The organism is Terrisporobacter glycolicus ATCC 14880 = DSM 1288 (assembly GCF_036812735.1).
GTDB classification, from domain to species: domain Bacteria; phylum Bacillota; class Clostridia; order Peptostreptococcales; family Peptostreptococcaceae; genus Terrisporobacter; species Terrisporobacter glycolicus.
The window spans coordinates 2277657-2297659 of record NZ_CP117523.1; the positions used below are offsets into that span (position 1 = coordinate 2277657).

The 20003-nt window shown below is 26.8% G+C and carries 19 protein-coding genes and 1 riboswitch; of the genes, 1 reads left to right on the forward strand and 18 read right to left on the reverse strand.

From position 1 onward, the window contains the following. Positions 1 to 14 precede the first annotated feature (14 nt). From TEGL_RS11250 to TEGL_RS11285, 8 genes are all read right to left on the reverse strand, one after another. Entirely contained in the window at positions 15 to 938 is a 924-nt protein-coding gene (locus TEGL_RS11250) for a GTP-binding protein (protein WP_018590643.1), read from the reverse strand. A gap of 149 nt (positions 939 to 1087) precedes the next feature. Continuing rightward, positions 1088 to 2338, reverse strand: coding sequence for a saccharopine dehydrogenase family protein (locus TEGL_RS11255; protein WP_018590642.1), 1251 nt, complete (start codon positions 2336 to 2338; stop codon positions 1088 to 1090). Positions 2339 to 2516: 178 nt separating this feature from the next. Continuing rightward, positions 2517 to 2623: riboswitch (glycine riboswitch) on the reverse strand. 148 nt (positions 2624 to 2771) lie between these two features. Beyond that, a complete protein-coding gene (locus TEGL_RS11260) occupies positions 2772 to 3071 on the reverse strand; it encodes a (2Fe-2S)-binding protein (protein ID WP_018590641.1) in 300 nt (99 codons plus the stop codon). A gap of 100 nt (positions 3072 to 3171) precedes the next feature. Continuing rightward, the gene (locus tag TEGL_RS11265; protein ID WP_018590640.1) at positions 3172 to 3708 is read right to left on the reverse strand and encodes a dihydrofolate reductase family protein; all 537 of its coding nucleotides are present in this window, start codon (positions 3706 to 3708) and stop codon (positions 3172 to 3174) included. A 161-nt stretch (positions 3709 to 3869) separates the two neighbouring features. Continuing rightward, entirely contained in the window at positions 3870 to 4526 is a 657-nt protein-coding gene (locus TEGL_RS11270; RefSeq protein WP_018590639.1) for a hypothetical protein, read from the reverse strand. 212 nt (positions 4527 to 4738) lie between these two features. Further along, positions 4739 to 5407 (reverse strand): dethiobiotin synthase, encoded by a 669-nt coding sequence (gene bioD / locus TEGL_RS11275; protein WP_018590638.1) that lies wholly within the window; start codon positions 5405 to 5407, stop codon positions 4739 to 4741. Continuing rightward, entirely contained in the window at positions 5400 to 6362 is a 963-nt protein-coding gene (gene bioB / locus TEGL_RS11280) for a biotin synthase BioB (RefSeq protein ID WP_018590637.1), read from the reverse strand. Before bioB ends, bioD begins: the two co-directional genes overlap by 8 nt. Positions 6363 to 6419: 57 nt before the next feature. Further along, the gene (locus TEGL_RS11285) at positions 6420 to 6992 is read right to left on the reverse strand and encodes a biotin transporter BioY (protein ID WP_018590636.1); all 573 of its coding nucleotides are present in this window, start codon (positions 6990 to 6992) and stop codon (positions 6420 to 6422) included. A gap of 171 nt (positions 6993 to 7163) precedes the next feature. Here TEGL_RS11285 and TEGL_RS11290 point away from each other — a divergent pair, with 171 nt between their 5' ends. After that, positions 7164 to 7376, forward strand: coding sequence for a DUF378 domain-containing protein (locus tag TEGL_RS11290; protein WP_018590635.1), 213 nt, complete (start codon positions 7164 to 7166; stop codon positions 7374 to 7376). 72 nt (positions 7377 to 7448) lie between these two features. Here the strand turns inward: TEGL_RS11290 and TEGL_RS19810 are convergent, their stop codons facing one another. The 10 genes from TEGL_RS19810 to TEGL_RS11335 all read right to left on the reverse strand — a co-directional run bounded on the left by TEGL_RS19810 (position 7449) and on the right by TEGL_RS11335 (position 19991). Then, positions 7449 to 7517 (reverse strand): fasciclin domain-containing protein, encoded by a 69-nt coding sequence (locus tag TEGL_RS19810; RefSeq protein WP_242827325.1) that lies wholly within the window; start codon positions 7515 to 7517, stop codon positions 7449 to 7451. A gap of 454 nt (positions 7518 to 7971) precedes the next feature. Next, positions 7972 to 9900 (reverse strand): heavy metal translocating P-type ATPase, encoded by a 1929-nt coding sequence (locus TEGL_RS11295; RefSeq protein WP_018590634.1) that lies wholly within the window; start codon positions 9898 to 9900, stop codon positions 7972 to 7974. 164 nt (positions 9901 to 10064) lie between these two features. Further along, the gene (locus TEGL_RS11300; protein ID WP_018590633.1) at positions 10065 to 10337 is read right to left on the reverse strand and encodes a metal-sensing transcriptional repressor; all 273 of its coding nucleotides are present in this window, start codon (positions 10335 to 10337) and stop codon (positions 10065 to 10067) included. Positions 10338 to 10449: 112 nt separating this feature from the next. Then, on the reverse strand, positions 10450 to 11598 hold the full coding sequence (locus TEGL_RS11305) for a hypothetical protein (protein WP_018590632.1): 1149 nt from the start codon (positions 11596 to 11598) through the stop codon (positions 10450 to 10452). A gap of 132 nt (positions 11599 to 11730) precedes the next feature. After that, the gene (locus tag TEGL_RS11310) at positions 11731 to 13404 is read right to left on the reverse strand and encodes an ABC transporter ATP-binding protein (protein ID WP_018590631.1); all 1674 of its coding nucleotides are present in this window, start codon (positions 13402 to 13404) and stop codon (positions 11731 to 11733) included. Continuing rightward, a complete protein-coding gene (locus TEGL_RS11315) occupies positions 13397 to 15133 on the reverse strand; it encodes an ABC transporter ATP-binding protein (RefSeq protein WP_018590630.1) in 1737 nt (578 codons plus the stop codon). The genes TEGL_RS11310 and TEGL_RS11315 overlap by 8 nt, the downstream gene beginning before the upstream one ends. Positions 15134 to 15154: 21 nt before the next feature. Next, positions 15155 to 16351, reverse strand: a complete 1197-nt coding sequence (locus tag TEGL_RS11320; protein ID WP_018590629.1) for a S41 family peptidase — start codon at positions 16349 to 16351, stop codon at positions 15155 to 15157. Between the two features lie 233 nt (positions 16352 to 16584). After that, complete coding sequence (locus tag TEGL_RS11325; RefSeq protein WP_018590628.1) at positions 16585 to 18513, reverse strand: molybdopterin-dependent oxidoreductase; 1929 nt, start codon at positions 18511 to 18513, stop codon at positions 16585 to 16587. Positions 18514 to 18717: 204 nt separating this feature from the next. Beyond that, a complete protein-coding gene (locus TEGL_RS11330) occupies positions 18718 to 19512 on the reverse strand; it encodes a hypothetical protein (protein WP_018590627.1) in 795 nt (264 codons plus the stop codon). Positions 19513 to 19607: 95 nt separating this feature from the next. Continuing rightward, positions 19608 to 19991, reverse strand: a complete 384-nt coding sequence (locus TEGL_RS11335; RefSeq protein ID WP_018590626.1) for a VOC family protein — start codon at positions 19989 to 19991, stop codon at positions 19608 to 19610. Positions 19992 to 20003: the final 12 nt, after the last annotated feature.

A 20003-nucleotide genomic window follows, 5' to 3' on the forward strand; every position in this document is an offset into this window, starting at 1 on the left:
TTTTTATAATTATTTTAATTCTCATTTAAAAATAATTCTTTTAATAATTTTGTATTTAATAGCAGTCCTATTATGACTACTTTGGTCTTACATATTTTATTCATATATTCATAAGAATAATTCCTTGGAGTAAAGTCAAAATGAACAGTTTTACCATTTTCAATTTGAATTATTCCTTTTCCCCTTAATACATATCCCTGTTTTTTATCATTTAGTAATTCTAATACTTCTTTTAATTCTTCTTCTGTAAAAACCTTAGGTTTATCTATTGTAGTAGATTTCAATAACTTCTTAATTCTAGTTGTATCATTTAAATTTTCTTTTATAACAACTCTATTTATTTCTAAAGCTTCAATATAATGTTTTAAGTTTAATTCTCTTTTTAAATACCAATCTTCTTCTATTATATAGGCTTGCTCATTATAGTCACTAAGTTTCCATATAATAGGTTCAAGCTCATTTTTGTTCACTCCTTCAAAATGACTAAGTAGTATAATGTTTGCATTTTTAATTTGATTTAAATAAAAATCTCCAAAATTATCTTCATACTCATAAAAATTGCATAAATCTACTATTGTTATTACATTATTGATTATCATTTCTTTCTTTGAATACTTACATATATCTTGGCACAGTTTAATTATGTCTGATAACATGGCAACTCCAGAAGGTTCTATTATAATTCTATCTAAACTAGTTTCTTCAATTAGGGATAATATTGCTTCTTTAAAGTTACCTATTAAACTGCAACATATACATCCTGATGGTAATTCTTTTATTATAAAATCTCCCTTTATTAAATCACTATCTATAGACATATCCCCAAATTCATTCTCAATAATAGCAATTTTTTCATCTGTATTTTTAACAAACTCATTTAAAAAAGTTGTTTTTCCAGCACCTAAAAATCCTGAAATAATATCGATTTTTATACTCATTTTCTCTCCTCTTTTGTCTTAATTTAACTTAATTCAATTATAAGAGTAACATATAAAAAATATTTATTGAAATTGATATTTTCTATAAAGTTTGAGTAAATATAAATTTTATTGATATATATTAACATGAGAAACTGTAGTTTTTTAATTTACATATTTATTATTTCGTATCTAAATCCTGTTTCTTTCATTAAATCTAAGTATGGAATTGGATTAAAATACTCTGGTGAAAATACTCCTTCTCCCTTCCATATTCCCCTAGCAATAAGTTCTATAGTAAGAGCTGCACCAAATCCTGTTTGAGCTACTACTGCTTGCATGCCCCAATCTTTTATTGATTGTTTATTTTCAAATGGTTGATATATAAAAATTTCTTTTTTCTTTCCATCTTTTATACCTATACAATGAACTCCAACAAGCATCATGCCTATCATTTCATCACCTATCTCTTTTGGTTGCGGAGCACATGCTGCAACTACATCCCTTGGCACTACTTTTACTCCACCCACATCAACAGGGTGTATACTTCTAAGACCTAATGAATCTATTACTTTTAAAGCATTTACTAAAGATGGGTCTAAAGCTATTTTAAAAGTAGCTTTTTTAAGACCATATTTACCTAAATATCTTTGCATAGTAACTACTTCTTCATGTTCTACTTTTATCAAATTATTTTCTCCAACACCTTCAGGCATTATAAATGTTTCTTCTCCACTAAAAGCATCTTCCACTATAAATCCACCCTTGTCTTTATTATACTCCACATTAGGATTCATAACTTCATCTAAAATAGTCCATACATTAAATCCAAAAGTTATATCATTTTCTTTGGCACCTGGTATTTCTAAGTTTCCACCATCTTTTACATGCACTTCATGTAGTTCATCAAATTCATACTCTGCAGCATATTTTGCAAATACATTTACTACACCTGGGTCTATACCCATGCATATACAAGCCATTTGATTTTTATTCTTCCAGTTTTCATGCCTATCAAAGTTGTACTTGGTCATAGGCTCTATATAGCTATTTTCTATTCCTATACCAAATTTAGGATTATCCATAGGTACTGACCATGTTCCCATACTACCATAACTTGCTCCACCCTCATAAGCAGCATCAAATATTTGATTACTTACAAATGGAGCCGCAGAATCCATTACAAAATCTATATTATACTCTTTAATTAATTCAATCATCTCATTTTTATTTTTAGCATCAACTTGAACTGCCTTATAATTTTCTTTTTCCTTTAAATTTTCTATTACTTCTTTAGCTCTATCTAAATTATAATCCGCAACTAAAACAAATTCTAACCATTCTCTATAATTTTCTCTACTTTGCAGTATTTTTAGTATTGATTCTCCTACTGCTCCTGATCCTACTAACATCATTCTCATAATAATTTATATCTCCCTTATTTAAATTTATAAATATACATTTATACATAAATATGATTTTTCAAAAGCAAAAAAGGACAGAATAATAAGCATACTAAAATTAAGTATCTTATTACTCTGTCCTTTTGCCAGTTGGTTATAGCCACGTAGGCGACGGTATCCGTTCTCTCCAAAGCTTCGTCAAATAATCTTCCTTTTGCCTGTCAGTTTCAAAAAAGATTAAGATAAATTCTTTTTTTTGCTTCTTCGGCCTTACATTTAAGTAATGTCTAAGATTATTCTCATCCGATCATATTTATTTTACTATTTATATTTTATAATATATATTTTCATTGTCAATATATAATTTAGATTACTCTTTAAATTTATGTATATTTTACATATAAAAAGCCTTAGTAATTGTTTTCAATTTACTAAGGCTTTTTTAATACAATTATTTTTTATTTTTTAATATATTTTCTATTATTCCTTTACATCTACCACAACCAGTTCCTGCTTTAGTCTCTTCCATAACTTGTTCTACTGTTTGTGCACCACTTTTAACCGCTGCTACAACTTCATTTACAGATACATTTTGGCATTTACAAACATTTTGTACTACCCTATCAATTTCTCTATATTCTTCATCATTTTCTATAACTATATCTGTCATGACCTTAACATCTTGTACCGTTCTAGCTCCTTGTGCCTGAGCTGCTCTAACTTTTATATATTTTTCCTTATCTAAAATCATATCCATACTCCTTATATTTATAAATAATATTATTTTTCATTTTAAATTTATTATTCCATTTTAGTGTAGGTTTATACAAATATCATTTTTTAATATAATTCTATCTTTTTGTATAAGTTAATACTGCAATTCCACCTGAGAAACTATAATTTTTTAAATGTAAATTTATAGTTGGATTATTTTCCAAAAATAACTTTCTTCCCTTACCTAATATACAAGGAATTATACCGATTATGTACTCATCTATAACATCAGATTTTATGAATGTATCTGCTAAAATTGCACCACCAAATATCCATATATTCTTTCCTTCTTCTTTTTTTAGGTTAAGTATTTTTCCAACAATATCTCCATTTATAATCTCCACATTATCTTTATTTATATTAAGTTTCTTATTGGTAACTAAGTAAATTTTTTTATCTGAAAATTCATCAAAAGTTTCTCTAGGTATATCTTCATAAGACTTTCTTCCCATCACTATTGTATCGCAAGTTTCTAAAAATTTATTAAACTCAAATTGTCCTTTAGTATCCAGTGAATTATTATCCTCTCCCACAATCCAATCAAATCCACCATCTTCATCGCTTATATATCCATCTATACTCATAGCTAAGTTAAAGATTATTTTTCTGCTCATTATATTTCTCCTTTTATTCAATAATTAAATATCCTTAAATAGTATTTCCTTTATATACCCATTATTAGTACACTTAAATAAAAAAGATAGTAATAGTACATCAATGTATTATTACTATCTTTACAATAGATCAGCTAATTCTTTAATTAATTTTAAAACTATTATTCTGCATAAGCATCTTTTCCAATTAAGTAATATAATCTGTCATCATTACTAATTGAAAATAGCTTATTTTTAAATAATCTAGTCACATTATTTTGTATATTTTTATTGCTTTCATAATCATAACCATTTACTTTTAGTATTTTACTATCCTTAGATAATTTTTCATAAGTTTTATCACTTACAACAAACTGATTCTTAAAAAGTCCAGTTATTAAGATTTTCTTATTAAGAACACCTTTTATTTTTATATCAATATCCTTTGCTTTAAATTCCTTTACTTCTTTTTGCTTGTTTAAATATGATAAATTCTTTATCCCATCATATCTAGGTATAATCATGGCTTCATCACCAGAAAGGTCAACCACTTTAAGACTTTTATCTTTAGCTAATTTATTATATTCTGTTTGCTTGATAACTACAGTTCCTTTGTCATCTACTTTAAGCATATCAAAGTTAGTCTCTTTTGCATTTGAACCTTTCAATGCTTCATTTATTGCTTCTTCTTGTGATTTTTCCTTTTTATTGCCTTCTTCTGATATATATATAAGTCTGTATGGATAATCATTAATTAATGATTTATATACAGATACACCACCTACAATAACTAATATTCCTAAAACTGCTGCTATAACTTTTCCTTTTGAAAATTTCATTTTACCATCTCCCTTATATTTAATAAATCTAATTGCTCTAAATCCAACAAACAACACGAAAAATATATTTTTATTTTATATTAGGTAGATTTTTTCAACAATTGATTTACATTACAGAAATATTACATTTTTGATAGTTTATTTTAATTAATATTAATCAAAATAAAAAGGATGGCATTAGCCATCCTTTTCTACTTGAATATATTTTATTTTTAAATTACTTCCTTTAAAGATGTATTTATATTTTCATCACCTTCTTTTACACAAACAATAACAGGTATATTAGTTAAATCTTCTATCATTTTTTTATTATCAATATGTATCATATTATTTTCATCATAGTTATTAAGAATAATGCCTATTATTGAAAAGCCTTGAGATTTGGCATATTCTGCTGTAAGAACTGTATCATTTATTGTTCCAAGTCCTCCATCAGCAACTATAATAATAGGAAGATTTAGTAATTTTATAATATCAGTTAACATTATTTTTTTATCATCAAATCTTAAAGGACAAATAATTCCTCCACATCCCTCAACAACCATAAAGTCGTAATTCTTACTAATTTTATCAAAATCTGCTTTTATTTTATTTGACTCAATAAATTCATTATTTATTTTTGCTGCTAAGTGAGGAGATACCGGTTCTTTAAATATATAACTTACTAAGTCTTTCGGATTGTAATTTAAATTTGATCTAATGCATACTTCCTTTGCATCTCCAGGTATTAATTCATTATCTTCCAAATAAGCTCCACTTAAAGCTCCTTTAAAATATCCGCAGTTCACATTATTTTCTCTAAGATTTTTTACTATTAAAGAACTAACATAAGTTTTACCCACATCTGTGGAAGTACCTGTAATAAATACACCTTTATTCATTACACTTCACCTCATATCCAAGTTTCTTTATGATTTTCATATCTTCATCAATAGTAATTCCAGAAGTGGTTAACATATCTCCTGTAATTGCAGCGTTGGCACCTGATGAGAAAACACTTAATCCTTTATCTTCTAAGAGACCTCTCCCTCCAGCCAAACGAAGTTGTGCGTTAGGTAGAATAAATCTATAAATAGCGACTATTTTTCTTACCTCGTCCAATGTTAATACTTTATTATTTTCTAATGGTGTACCTTTTATAGGGTTTAGTATATTAATAGGCACTGAAGTTATCCCTAAATCTCTAAGTGTAAATGCTAAATCGATACGATCTTCCATATTTTCACCAAGACCCATTATTCCACCAGAACAAACTGTAAGGCCTGCTTTCTTAGCAGCTTTTATAGTTTCAATTTTTTCATCATAAGTATGAGTAGTACATATTTGCGAGAAAAATCTTTTGCTACTTTCTAGATTATTATGATATCTTATTACACCTGCTTCTTTTAATTTACATAGCTCTTCATAAGTTAATAAACCGCCAGAAGCACATAATTTAATTTTACAACTTTTTCTTATTTCTATATATGTGTCACATAGGGAGTCTACTTCTTTTGAACTTAACTTTTTCCCACTTGTAACAACAGAATAACGACCTACATTTTTTTCATCATTATAAATTGCTTCTTTTTTCATTGAATTTGTATCTAATAATTCATAATTTTCAACTTCAGATTTATAATGACTAGATTGAGCACAAAACTTGCAGTCTTCTGAGCATCTGCCACTTTTACCATTTACTATGGTACATAAATCAAATTCATTACCACAAAAGTGCTTTCTAATTTTGTCAGCTTCTTTGCATAAATCTTCTGTATCATATTTTAATAAACTTAAAGCAGTATCTTTATCTATTAATTCTTCATTGATTATTGTTTCACTAATTTTTTTAAGCATAATTCCAACTCCTTCTTAAATTACTATGTTTACTAATATTAAAATTAAAATACGGCTTTAAGCATAATTTACATTTTCTCTTTTTACATATTTACTTAATTTTGAACCTACTAAACTAGCTGTAATACATAAAACTATATCTCCAGGAATGTCTAGCGGAAAACATGATAGAAATATTGCTAAAAAAGGCATTTTAGTTCCCATATAAAAATTTAAAATAAAATATTTATATGTAAGACCAATGGCATAAGTAACTAAAAAACCACAAAAAGCTGCTATTAAGTACTTAGATATTTTCTTACTTTTTATTTTCTCGCAAACAAATCCTGTAACAAATGCACATAATATAAATCCTATCAAATATCCGAAACTAGGTCTTAGTATATATGTAAGTCCTCCACCTGCTGCAAATATAGGAAATCCCATAAGACCTGTTATAACATATACCAATACTGAAATTCCTCCAAGTTTTGATCCAAGTAACATACCTGCTAACAATACAAATAAAAATTGTAGTGTAAAATAATCAAGATTTGGTATTGGTATTTGAATAAATGCACTTATGGCAATCATTGCTGCAAATAAGCCACAAATAACTATTTTAGATGTTTTATTTTTTAATTCAATCATTTTTAGTTCTCCTAAATTTTATAAGTTTATACTTAGAAGTATAGTTATGATTTTTATTTGTGTCAACCTTTTTATTTTTATAGGTTTACATTTATTTTTATATATGACACTTGAATTATTATCCTTTTTTTGCATAAACTAATTACAATTATTAGTTAAGGAGGAATTATAATGGATATAGTTTATAACATTTGTCTTACTTTAGTTCTTATTGGAGCTATTAACTGGGGGCTAGTAGGATTATTTAAATTTGATTTAGTAGCTGCCCTACTAGCTGGAGGAGGAGATTTTGGTAATATAAGTTCCATAAGTAGAATTATATATACATTAGTAGGACTTTCTGCTCTTTATGTGGGCATACAGTTTATACTACTTTACATTTAATAACGTCAAATAAAAAAAGTATTTGATGATTTAATTAATATCATAAAATACTTTTTTATTTCTTTAATTTATTTATGGAAGTAATACTGTATCTATTACATGTATAATTCCATTTATCGCCATTATATATGTTATAATCACTTTGGAGTCATTAATAAATACTTCTTTAGCATCAAACTTCCTTTAGCCACATGATATAGTAAAATATCATTAAGTTTATCCTTGTTTTCAGCTTTTAATCCTTCTACCAATGTGGTAAATTTACTGCTATATCCTTTTCTTTTTTATTTTCCATAGCAAAAACTGAAGAAGTTTGTGATGTGAATATTGTTAAAATCATTAATTAAATAATTGTAAATCAGGTAATCCTGTGTAGAGATTTTAATCTATATTCTTTTTATTTTTAATAATTTTTTTCATAAAAATAAAATTTTATTCTTGCGAAGTTTGTCGAACTTTGTTATTATAAATATACAGTTATTTCCCCAATAACTGATTACTCCCCAAATAAATATATTCCCTAAAAACCCCTTTTTATAATATATTTTAAAATCCTTGCTTGATCGGTAAAGCAAGGATTTTTTTTTATGTGTTTTTATAAACTTGAACAACTTACTTCTATGTTTTTTCTTGATGTTTCATTTTTTAAGTATTTTTCATTTTCATTTGATTTATTATTATATTTTAACAGTAAGGCAGAATTCATAATAACTAAAACTGAGCCAGCATTATGAACAAGAGCTCCTACTACAGGACCTAGCATACCTGTCATGGCAAGAATAACTGCCACAAAATTAAGTCCCATGGAAAAAGTAAGATTTATTTTAATCGTCTTCATCATATGTTTTGATAATTTTAATAAATGAGGTAAATTATCTATATCATCTCTAACAAGTACAATATCGGCTGCATCTACTGCTATATCACTACCAACGCCGCCCATGGCAATTCCTACAAATGCCTTTTTAAGAGCTGGAGCATCGTTTATTCCATCTCCAACCATACAAACCATTTTCTTTTCTTTTTCTTGGCTATCTTCAATTACTTTTAATTTATCTTGAGGAAAACATTCTGATTTTACTTCTTTTATATTAACTTGAGATGCAATACTTTCTGCCACATATTTATTATCTCCAGTTAAAAGAACAGGTGTTATTCCTAAATTTTTTATACTTTCTATCATAAACTTAGACTCATCTCTAAGTGTATCACTAAGTATTACGTAACCACCAATTTTATCATCTATTCCAATATAAATTATTGATTTGCCTTTATTTTTATATTTTTCTCTAATAAATCTAATTTCGTCTCTTTTAAATTTTTCATCTAAAAGCAGATGTTTATTACCAGCTATTATTTTTTTATTATTTACTTTTGCAACTACTCCTCTACCTGGAATTATTTCAAATTCCTGCGGAGAATCTATTTCTATTTTGTGATTTTCTTTAAAAGAAGATACTATTGCCCTACCAAGAGGATGCTCTGAGTACAGTTCACATGAAGCAACCATTTCATAAAGTTCTTCATTGTTTAAATTATTCATTACACTTACAACCTCTTCAACCTTTGGCTTTCCATAAGTTAAAGTACCTGTTTTATCAAAAGTAATTTTACTTATTTGTGAAAGTCTCTCTAGTGCATCTCCTTCTTTTACTAAAATACCATGTTTTGAAACATTTCCTATGGCTGCTACTATAGCAGTTGGAGTTGCTAAAACTAATGCACAAGGACAAAAAACAACAAGAATTGTAACTGCTCTTATTATTTCTCCCGTTAATAGCCAAGTTAAAATAGCGCTGGAAAAAGCAGCTATAACAATATATGTTGCCCATTTATCTGCAACACCTACTATTTCTGCTTTACTGGCATCTGCACTTTGTACCAACTTTATCATTCTTTGAATAGAACTATCTTCTCCAACCTTTGTTGCTTTCATTTCAAAAGATCCAAACTGATTAACTGCCCCAGAATACACACTATCTCCTTCACTTAAATCAAGTGGGATAGATTCCCCACTCATAATAGAATTGTCTATAGATGTTTTACCTTTTGTAATTACTCCATCCACTGGTATTATTTCTCCTGGATTAACTCTAAGTATATCTCCAACTTTAGCATCTTTTGCATTAATAGATTTTTCTTCATTATTTACTATTACCCTTGCTAATGTAGGTGTCAAATGTACTAGTTTTTCAATTCCTTTTCTTGATTTTCTAACTGTAAATTCTTCAAGAAAAGCTCCTATTTGCATTATAAATGCCACTTCACCAGCTGCAAATACCTCTCCAATTATAACTGATGCAATAAGTGCCATAGATACTAGTACATCTGCTTTTATATCAAACTCTGTAACAAGACCTTCTATAGCTTCTTTTATGATGGGAATACCACAAAGTATTATGGAAATCCAAGCTAAGTCTAAATTAAATAATTTTATATGACTAAAACTAAATATAAGTGCAATTCCTGATATGAGCAAAAATAAAATGTCTCTTTTTATTTCATCTTTAAATATATTTTTCATAATATGCTTACTCCTCCTTATTAAAATATACCCCCCTAGGTATACCTAAATTATACCCATAGGGGTATAATTTAGCAACAAGAATATTTGTTTTTTAAAAATAAAACAAGGTTATTAGCTCCTCGCTAAACAACCTTGTTTTATAAAATTTATATTTGATTATTTTACATTCTTGAAAAGTATTCAATTGCCTTTGCAAAATCTTCTATTGTTTTATCTGCATCTCCATGTTCTATCCCCTCTTTAACACAGTGATGTAAATGACCTTCTAAAACTATTTGCCCCACTTTATGAAGAGCTGACTTTGCTGCATTAATTTGCATAATTATATCTTCACAAGGCACATCTTCGTCTACCATTCTATCAACTGCATTCAACTGACCTATTATTTTTTTCATTCTTCTGTGTATATTATCTGAATCCATACATTGTTTCATAAGTTATCCTCCTAATTGTTTTCATTTATATATAATGGATTTTTATCAATTTGTATTATAGTCATTATATTATTATATGTTAAATATTTCTATATAATTTTTCTGAAAAATTTTAACTTCTTGCATCATAATTAATTTCGCAAGTTAAATTATTTATATCTAAATCATCAAATACATTGTATTCATTTGAAAAGAAAGATAATAATATTCTCATTCTATCTTTTGGTTTTAAACCTTCACCTATATCAACTCTATTAAAAACTTTATTTCCTACTATTCTATCTTGATCATCTTTTAATATTACTTTCAAATTACTTAATGATTTTATCTCATAACTTTTCAAGTTAAGTAAATATGCATCAACATACAGTGTGTTAAATTCTTCATCCATGGATTTTATTATTAAGTTTAAATCATCATTTCGATTGTTATTATTTTTATTTTTTGAAAAATATGTTTTTATATACCTGCTACCTTCAAGTATTTTTCTTCTTTCCTTAAACTGATTTTTCATTTCATTCTTTAACTTACCAACTTCTTCGTAAGGAAATGACAATAATCCTTCATATATAATATTTATCTTATTATAATTTAGATTAATTAGTGTTTCAATTGTTCCAATAACGTCGCTATTATTAATTCCCACAATTTTTTGATAAATAAGCAAATTATAGCAATCATTAAAAACTTCTTTTATGGGAAAAATTCCACTTGGGTTGTCTACAGTTGGTATTAAATTTGTTTTTACCTTTTTATTTTCATCGTAAATCCCATTTAAATACTCTTTAGATCTTGTAGATAAGTCTATTAAATATTTTTTCTTATTACAATATACTGAAGTTCTATAATTATTTTTAAATTTAGCATAGGGTAAATTATTGTTTTTATATTTTTCCATATTAAAAATTTCAATTAACTTCTCATTTTCATATTTATAAATCACACCTAGTTCATAATTGATTAAATTGTTATGTCCATTTTTATCAACAAGTGTATTATTATATTCTCCCCTAATCATTATATTATCTATTCTATCTCCAGTAAAATCCCCAACAAAGAGTTGCATATTGCATCCATCATATGGAACATTTATAGTAAGGGGTAAATCATTTTCTCTATCTATAACGAGTTGTAAGCTGTTTGCATAATTGCTTTTTTCATCAGGAAATTCCCCAACTAATATAACTTTATCATCTGCGTATTTATTAGTTATGCTGCCATAAGCTGCATCAATTATTACTTTTTTATTATTGAATGTCATAAAAATTCCTCCCCCAATTATTTAATCCTCATATATTATTTATTTATCATGGATTGTCCTTATTACTAATACTATCTCATGTTAAAAATTTATAATATTTTAATTTTTGGAGGAGGATTTTAACTTTATATTTTACATGACTATGCTTTTATTTTCCAGTTTAATTATTCTATCACTTGTTAAAACAGATGATAATCTGTGAGAAATAGAAAGTACAGTTCTTTCAGAAGAAGCACTTTTAAGTACAGAAATAATTTTTTCTTCTGTTTCTGAATCTAAATTTGCTGTAATTTCATCTAGTAACATAATTGGTGGTGATGTTACAATGGCTCTTGCAATTGATAGTAATTGTCTTTGCCCCTGTGAGAAAAGATGAGGAGATGCAAATGTGTCATATCCTTCTTCTAGAGTTATTATATAATCATGTAAACCTACAAATTTCATGGCATTTTCTATATCTTCTTTGCTTATTTTTTTATCTTTTAAACTAATTTGTTCCCCTACACTTCCCTTAATAAAAGAAAAAGACTGCTCCACATATCCAAAGATTTTTCGCTTTTCATCATTTGGTATTTCACTAACTTTCACATTACTTAAAGTAACACTTCCACTACTTGGCTCCAAAAGTCCAAGAATTAATTTAAAAAGTGTTGTCTTTCCGTCACCTGTTCTTCCTGCAAAAGTTACGCTTTCTTTGTATTTTATGCTAAGAAATATATTTTCTAAAATATTTTCACCTTCTTCATAGTGAAAGTTTACATTATTAAGTTCTATATTTAAGTTATTATTTATAATTTTCTCATATGTAAAATCAATATTCTTCTTTGTTTCTTCTTTTTCATTTAAGAATTCGTCTATTCTATAAATTCCTGCTATGGACTGTTGAATATTTTGTAGTTCCATACCTAGATTTTCTATTGGTGTAAATATATTGTTTATTAACTCTATGGCTGCTGCAACAGTACCTATAGAAATTCCTAAGAAAGATAAATGATCACTGGATAAAATAACTACAATGGCTATGACAATTGCTCTCAGTACCAAAATTATAGGAGAAAAAATTGAGTCATAGAAATTTATTTTGTCCATAGCTTCATAACTTTCATCTAAATAATCCACATATTTATTTTCCATATATTCTTCTTTTGCAAAAGATTTAATCATTTGTATATTATTTATACTTTCTGGTATATGGTTGTTTACTTTAGCTGTTAAAACACGATATAATCTTTGGGCACTTAACATTTTTTTCTGAAATTCTCTAGTCAAAAAATATACTACAGGTATTATAAACAAAACTAAAAATCCAAGTTTGTAACTAAAAATCCAAATAGAAATTACAATACCTATAATCTTAAAAGCATCTACAAACATGCTGACTATACCACTTGTAAATAATGAACCTACAGCTTCCACATCATTGGAAAAACGAGATACTATGGATCCACTTTCATTTGTAGACAAGTATCCTATAGGTATTTTTTCCAGCTTTATCATCATTTCTTCTTTAATTTTTCTTATTATTTTTTGACCAAATATAGTTATGATTCCTTCTTTTCCAAAGTTAAAAATACCAAGAAGTACAATTGTTGCAAAGTATAATAATGATGGAAATAACAGATTTTTTCCTCCAACTGTTAAATAATCATCTATAACATATTTTAGTACTTGAGGTGTTGCCAAACTAAAACCAATAGCTCCAATTATTATAAAAAAAAGTAAAAAAGTAAGTAATTTATATTCTTTAAATACATTTATTATTAATTTTACAACCTTACTGTTGATTTTTATATGCTTTCTACTCATCTTCATCACCTTCTTTTCTTTGCTGTAAAGAATAAAGTTGATTGTACAGCTTAGATGAATTTAATAATTTTTCGTGATTTCCATATTCTAAAGTTTTATCATCATTTATTAATATGATTTCATTTAAGTATTTAAAAATTGATAGTCTATGGGAAATTAGTATAATTAAGCAGTCTTTGTAATGATTTCTTAAATTATCTATTATAATTTTTTCCGTATTCATATCAACTGCAGAAAAGGGGTCATCTAATATTAATATTTTATATTTATGATAAAGAGTTCTTGCTAAAGCAATTCTGGCTTGTTGACCTCCACTAAGTCTTATTCCACCATTACCTACTAGAGTATCTATTCCATGTTCCATAAATTTTAAATCTTCATGAAAACAAACCATATTAAGTACATGAGATATATCACCTTCATCTCCTAAAGTTATATTGTTGTAAATAGTGTCTGAAATTAAATGAGGATTGTGTCCTAAATAAGATATGATTTTACTTCTTTCATATTCACTATAATCTCGCAGTTCTTTCTTGTCTATTGTTAAACTGCCTTCATAGTCATAATCTGCTAAAAATATTTTCCCTATGGTTGATTTCCCACAACCTATAGGTCCTGTTATTCCAATTATTTGATTTTCTATTCCTTGAAAATTAAGATTTTCTATTATATATTCTTCGCTATATTTAAAATATAAGTTCTTAACTTCAATTTTTGTTTTCTCTTCTATTTTACCTAAGTTTTTATCAATTTGAATGTATTCTTTTAAGTAAGGCTTTATCCTATTCCAAGATACTCTAGATTTTTGAATTGTGTTAAATAGTTTGGCAATTCTACTGGCTTTTACTGCCATAACAGAAAATATTGAAATGTAAGCAGAAAATTCACCAATAGTAAAATTACCTTTATAAACCTTTTCTCCCATCATAATTATGACGAATACAATTCCACCCATGGCAATAACATTATAAATTGGTTGCATGGCATTTTCCCATACATTTGCTGTAATTGCTTTTCTTTCAAAGTCCTCTAGTTCTTTTTCATAAATTGTTTTATTATCAGATTCTCTACCATAAAGCCTGTATAAAATTGCATTATCTATCATATCGTAAGTTATATCTGATACTTTAGATATTTGACTTCTATAAGCTTTTGTAAATTTAAATATAATTATTTTTAGTTTTTCTGCAATCAATATGGCAACAGGTATGAAGATGCAAGCATATAATGTTATTCTCACATCGTACTGTAAAAGGGTTATTAAATATGATACAAAGAGCACTCCTGTGTCAAATACTTCTGTAGTAGATTTTCTCATACCCTCCACACAAACATCCACATCAGAAATGGTCTTTGTCATAATACTGCCCATATTTTCTTCACTTAACTCTTTTTCAGTTTTGTGCAAAATATTATTGTAAAGCATAAATCTCATAGTTGCTGTTGTTCTATTGGCAAATTGTCTCACATAATACCTTTTATAATATCTGAAAAATTGAACCATAAAAGTAATAAATATAAATGTTAACGCTAGGTTTATTAAGTTATTAAAACTAATCTTTGCAATTAAAGCATCAATTAGTTTTCCTTGATAAATAGGCCTAGCAACCATCCCCACATTGTACAAAACCCCAAATACAGTGAGTAGAATTACTGTCTTCTTTTCCTTAAGCCAGTAATTCTTTATTTTATCAGGATTTTTTATAGACTGGGTTAATCTTTTTTTCATATATTCCCCCCTATAAATTTATTAATTAAGCTTTTCTATTTCTAATACTTTTTTTATACAATTATCATTTTTAAAATCAGAAGTTTTTTCACAATTTTCTATTTTATAATCTGGAACCACTTTTAATTCTTCATCACATACTCCATCTTTATCTAAATACATACAGCTAGCCATTCTAACAATTAAACCACTATTTTTTAGATTAATTAATACAGGATCAATAACTCCACCATCTCCTCCTGTAGACTCTCCTATTATTGTTGCGAATTTTGTTTCTTTGCAAAACATAGAAAATAACTCTGATGATGAAAATACCTTTCCATCCACAAGTAAATATATATTTCCTTTGAATTTCAAATTAGGATTACCTTTTATAGTATAAGACGTATTTTCAAAATCAGTAAATTGTTTTAAAATTTCATTTGGTCCATTCTTTTTTATATGCTCTGGTAAATTTTTTATGGGCTGTAATTTTATATTTCTTTTTTTTGTATAATTTTTAATTGCTTTACTGTTATTTCTATAAATTCTATAACCACTTACTTTCCTATCCTCTTTTATAAGTTTAGATAATATTCCTTGCCAATAACTATCACTTCCACCTTTATTATCCCTTATATCAATAATTAAAGCTTTATGATTTTCTAATGTATCAATGTAATCGCCTATTTTATTGAAATCTTCATTAAAAGATCCACCACTTGAGGACATTGATGGCAAATAAATATACCCAACCTTATCTTTAATTATATCTTTTAAAGTCAATTCTTTTTTGAAGAAATAATCTTTTGACATTTTTATCTTTGGTTTTATGGAATTATATCTGTTTAAAACTTTTTCATCACTCAGAAAATCATACCAATTATTATTTGAATATGCTGTTTTAAAAAGTTCAAACCTACTTTTATTATCTATTAATTCCGTATGTCGATTATGTAAATCGCCTACTATTAATGACATTTCTTCCATAAACTTCTCATCATCAGGCGTATCTTCAATTCTCTTTAAATATTTTTCTTTATTTTCTAGCCAATCCACATTATAACGTCTTTTATTTACATTTAAATAAGGATATCCTTTCTTTATGTTACTGTACAAATATTCAAAGTCCTCTATTTTTTCACTTTTAGAGAGTTGACTATTTTTAGAATAAATACAATTACCTAATCCCATTATAAGTATAAAAATCATTATTAGAAGCAATATTTTCTTTTTCATATAGTTCACATCCTTATTATTCCAATTACTTTGCCCATTGTAACATTACTTTATAAAAAATTCAAATGGCTAAATCTAATATGTATTCTAAATTTATACTTATACTTTATGACATATTTTAAATAATAATCATATTTAGCAAAAGTTTTTTAAATATTTACTAAAAACAAAAAATAAGAGCTGGATATTTTTGTATCCAGCCCCCTTTATTACATCTAATCTTAGTTTATATTTTAATATTTATATAATTTCACAAAAGTCTCGTTATAAGTTACTTGGCCACCTATATCTGATATACCAGATTTTATTATCCAGTTAGGATTTCCGTGTTTTTTCCACCAACCTGCATACATCATAACCACATCATCGCAAATAGAATCATCAATTTGTACTAAAACTTCTATCTTTCCTTCACTTGATTCCATATTTATCAAATCATCTTGATAAAATTTATATTTAGACGCCATCTTCTTATTAATAAAAGCTTTGGCTTTGTTTTCGTAGTCCATATAATGTTGACTAAACAAAGAGTCACTTCCATGATTTGTTAATAATCTAAAATTGTATTCTTCATCTACTTTGTTAGGGTTTAAGGCCTTTTCATTTATAAATATCTCAAATTTTCCCGACTCAGTTTTAAATCTTTTATCTTCCCAAGCTATACATTTATGTATTGTAAAATAGTTTTTTGCAAGATAATCTAAACTTATATCATTTTCTATATTTCTTAATGGTTCTATAACTTTTTCCAAATACTCTTTTTTGTCCACATAAGGATAATTAGTAAGGTTTAATTTTCTAGCTACTTCTTGGAAAAAATAATACTCATCCATAAAATCATTTTCCGGCTCCAATGCTTTTTCAATATATGTTAAGTAAGGATTAGTCATAGAACTATATAGCAAATCTTCACTTTCAAAAACACTTGTTACAGGAATAAATAAATCACAACTCTCTGCTGTATCAGTTAAAAATAAATCAAAACATACCTTGAACTCAATTTTAGACATGGCTTTTTCTAATTTTTTTAACTGAGGTAATTGATTTAAAAGATTACTCTTTGTTATTACTGCCATTTTAATATTCTTCTCTTCAATAAAATCACTTATTTTGCTTACATAGAAAAATTCGTCATCTGCATATTTATAGCTGTGGTAAGGATCTGTGTTTAATATATCTGGGTAAACTCTATTGGCATAATTAACGCCTCCACCACTATATCCTATTTGGCCCGTTATAGCTCCTAGTGTATTTATATATCCAATAGTACTTCCACCATAATTATATTTTTGCATACCATATCCTTGTAAAATAGTGGAATATATTTCTGCATATTTTTTTACAATAAAATCTAGGTGAGGTAAAGTCACTCCACACATTTTGCATAAATTTCTTAAGTTCAGCTTATCTAAATAAGCTTTGTATTCATCAAAGTTTTTCACATGCTTATTTATATAATCTTCATTATGCAAGTTTAGTTCAATTATTCTTTTCCCCATAGCCAAAGCTAAAGCCCCATCTCCACCAGGTTTTATCCTTAAATGAAAATCAGCTTGTTTTGCTGTAGGTGTAAGAATTGGATCAATAACAATAACATTAGCCCCTGATTTTTGAGCTATTTTGATCATATTCATTGTATGTATCGTTGTATTAGCTGGATTTTTTCCCCATACTATAATAGTTTTACTATTTAACATATCTTCCAATGAATGACTTTTTACATCTCCAAAATTTCTTTTTTGGGCCTCTATTCCTGCACTCCAGCAAGGACCACCCTTTTGTTTACAACTGCCTCCAAAAAAATTAAAAAATATCTCTCCAATGCTTTTAAGAAGACTTCCACTTCCATATTGTTCATAATATATAAAGGATTTTGATCCATAGTTTTCTTTATAATAGTTTAACTTTTTTGCCATAATATCTATGGCTTCTTCAAAAGTTATCTCTTCCCATTTATGATTAACCTTTAATAAAGGTTTATATTGTCTATTTAGATGATTATGTCTTTTAACATGCTTTAGCCCTTTTTTACAAATAAAGCCTTTAGTGTATGGATGGCACTTGTCTCCTTCTATTTTTGCAATATTGTTGTCTTCAGTATATACATTGAATTTACATGCATCATAGCAATCTAATGTACAACCTCCACTTAAAACTTTCATCTCATCACCCTCATTTTACCTAGAAATATTTTATATATAAATACAACCGCATCCAAGGAATACAGTTTTTCTACTTGTGAATTCTTTACTTTGTATTCTTTACACAACTTTAGTTGCTCACATACAGTATATCAAAATAATAAAAGAAGTGGTGAATTGTTTTTACTTTCACAATAAAAGCTCATTTAAAATAACAATGAGCTTTTATTTGGAAAAATAATTTTTAACTTTTAACCTTAAAACTTGATACGTTGACTTATAAATTTTAGTTTTGTTTATTTTATCTATTTTATTTTTATACCTTTTCCCTTCAATAATACTTATTAGAAAAACATCATCTATTAAAATTTTTTCTATAATATCATCTTGATTTTCCACTTTATAATATACATAAAAATAGTTCTCATTGATTATTTCTATACCATTAGAGGTATAATTTCCTTCACTAACAATCAGATTAAATTTTGAATTTTCATCTATAATATTACCTATACTTTTTTCACTTTTAAACAATACTTTCAAATTACTATAATACCTTTGTATTTCATCAATTTCATTTATCAAAATTTTCTTATTAACAAAAATATTAATATTATCATTTTTGTTTGTGATTAATAGTTTCAAGGTATCATCATTATAATCTAATGCTGTTGCAAACTCCTTTTCTTCCCATAATCTTCCCTTTACTGCCTCTATAGCTATTATATTTCCATTGATATTAAATACTTTTACTTTTATTAGAGCCTCCATATTATTTTCTTTAAGATCTCTTAATTCGTTTTTACTAATATCTACATATAAAATATCATTTTTAACCCTTCCAGCATACTCATATACCTTATTTGCAATATTGTCTTCAATAATTAAATTTATTGCTACACTTTTATTGCAGTAAATATTATACATGGAATACAATTTAACACTAATAGTTAACTTATCATCATTATAAAAAACATTTTCCATTTGTGGAGAAATTAGTGGTTCATTATAAAAACCCATAAAATTCCCTCCCTCTTAAATTCTTAATTTATAATATGATAAACAAATATTTCAGTACCTTATATGCAATATATATTTTAATACAATTTATTATATTACGCAGTTATTTCAATTTGATTATTTTCAGGTCCAAGTATGCAGCTTTCATAATAACCATCTCCTGTTGTACGAGGTCCACTTATCACTTCATATCCTGCTTTTTTTAAATCTTTTGTTAATTTATCTACCTTTTTCTTACTTCCCACACTAAAGGCCAAGTGAATATATCCACTTTGCGTTAGTGATTTTTCTATTGCTACCATCTCAGGACGTGTCATTATCTCAAGCTTAGTATTATCATCAAATGTTAAAAAATATGTTTGAAGTCCTGTTAAAAAATTATGATATCTTTTATCTATTTTTGCTCCGAAAAACTTAGTATAAAAATCCTTTGTATTTTCTAAATCATTTACATACATTGCTACATGTTCTATTCTCATTTTATTCTCTCC

Coding starts and splice junctions, on each gene's coding strand:
- TEGL_RS11250 (WP_018590643.1), bottom strand. CDS start 938: ATGAGTATAAAAATCGATATTATTTCAGGATTTTTAGGTGCTGGAAAA.
- TEGL_RS11255 (WP_018590642.1), bottom strand. CDS start 2,338: ATGAGAATGATGTTAGTAGGATCAGGAGCAGTAGGAGAATCAATACTA.
- TEGL_RS11260 (WP_018590641.1), bottom strand. CDS start 3,071: ATGATTTTAGATAAGGAAAAATATATAAAAGTTAGAGCAGCTCAGGCA.
- TEGL_RS11265 (WP_018590640.1), bottom strand. CDS start 3,708: ATGAGCAGAAAAATAATCTTTAACTTAGCTATGAGTATAGATGGATAT.
- TEGL_RS11270 (WP_018590639.1), bottom strand. CDS start 4,526: ATGAAATTTTCAAAAGGAAAAGTTATAGCAGCAGTTTTAGGAATATTA.
- bioD (WP_018590638.1), bottom strand. CDS start 5,407: ATGAATAAAGGTGTATTTATTACAGGTACTTCCACAGATGTGGGTAAA.
- bioB (WP_018590637.1), bottom strand. CDS start 6,362: ATGCTTAAAAAAATTAGTGAAACAATAATCAATGAAGAATTAATAGAT.
- TEGL_RS11285 (WP_018590636.1), bottom strand. CDS start 6,992: ATGATTGAATTAAAAAATAAAACATCTAAAATAGTTATTTGTGGCTTA.
- TEGL_RS11290 (WP_018590635.1), top strand. CDS start 7,164: ATGGATATAGTTTATAACATTTGTCTTACTTTAGTTCTTATTGGAGCT.
- TEGL_RS11295 (WP_018590634.1), bottom strand. CDS start 9,900: ATGAAAAATATATTTAAAGATGAAATAAAAAGAGACATTTTATTTTTG.
- TEGL_RS11300 (WP_018590633.1), bottom strand. CDS start 10,337: ATGAAACAATGTATGGATTCAGATAATATACACAGAAGAATGAAAAAA.
- TEGL_RS11305 (WP_018590632.1), bottom strand. CDS start 11,598: ATGACATTCAATAATAAAAAAGTAATAATTGATGCAGCTTATGGCAGC.
- TEGL_RS11310 (WP_018590631.1), bottom strand. CDS start 13,404: ATGAGTAGAAAGCATATAAAAATCAACAGTAAGGTTGTAAAATTAATA.
- TEGL_RS11315 (WP_018590630.1), bottom strand. CDS start 15,133: ATGAAAAAAAGATTAACCCAGTCTATAAAAAATCCTGATAAAATAAAG.
- TEGL_RS11320 (WP_018590629.1), bottom strand. CDS start 16,351: ATGAAAAAGAAAATATTGCTTCTAATAATGATTTTTATACTTATAATG.
- TEGL_RS11325 (WP_018590628.1), bottom strand. CDS start 18,513: ATGAAAGTTTTAAGTGGAGGTTGTACATTAGATTGCTATGATGCATGT.
- TEGL_RS11330 (WP_018590627.1), bottom strand. CDS start 19,512: ATGGGTTTTTATAATGAACCACTAATTTCTCCACAAATGGAAAATGTT.
- TEGL_RS11335 (WP_018590626.1), bottom strand. CDS start 19,991: ATGAGAATAGAACATGTAGCAATGTATGTAAATGATTTAGAAAATACA.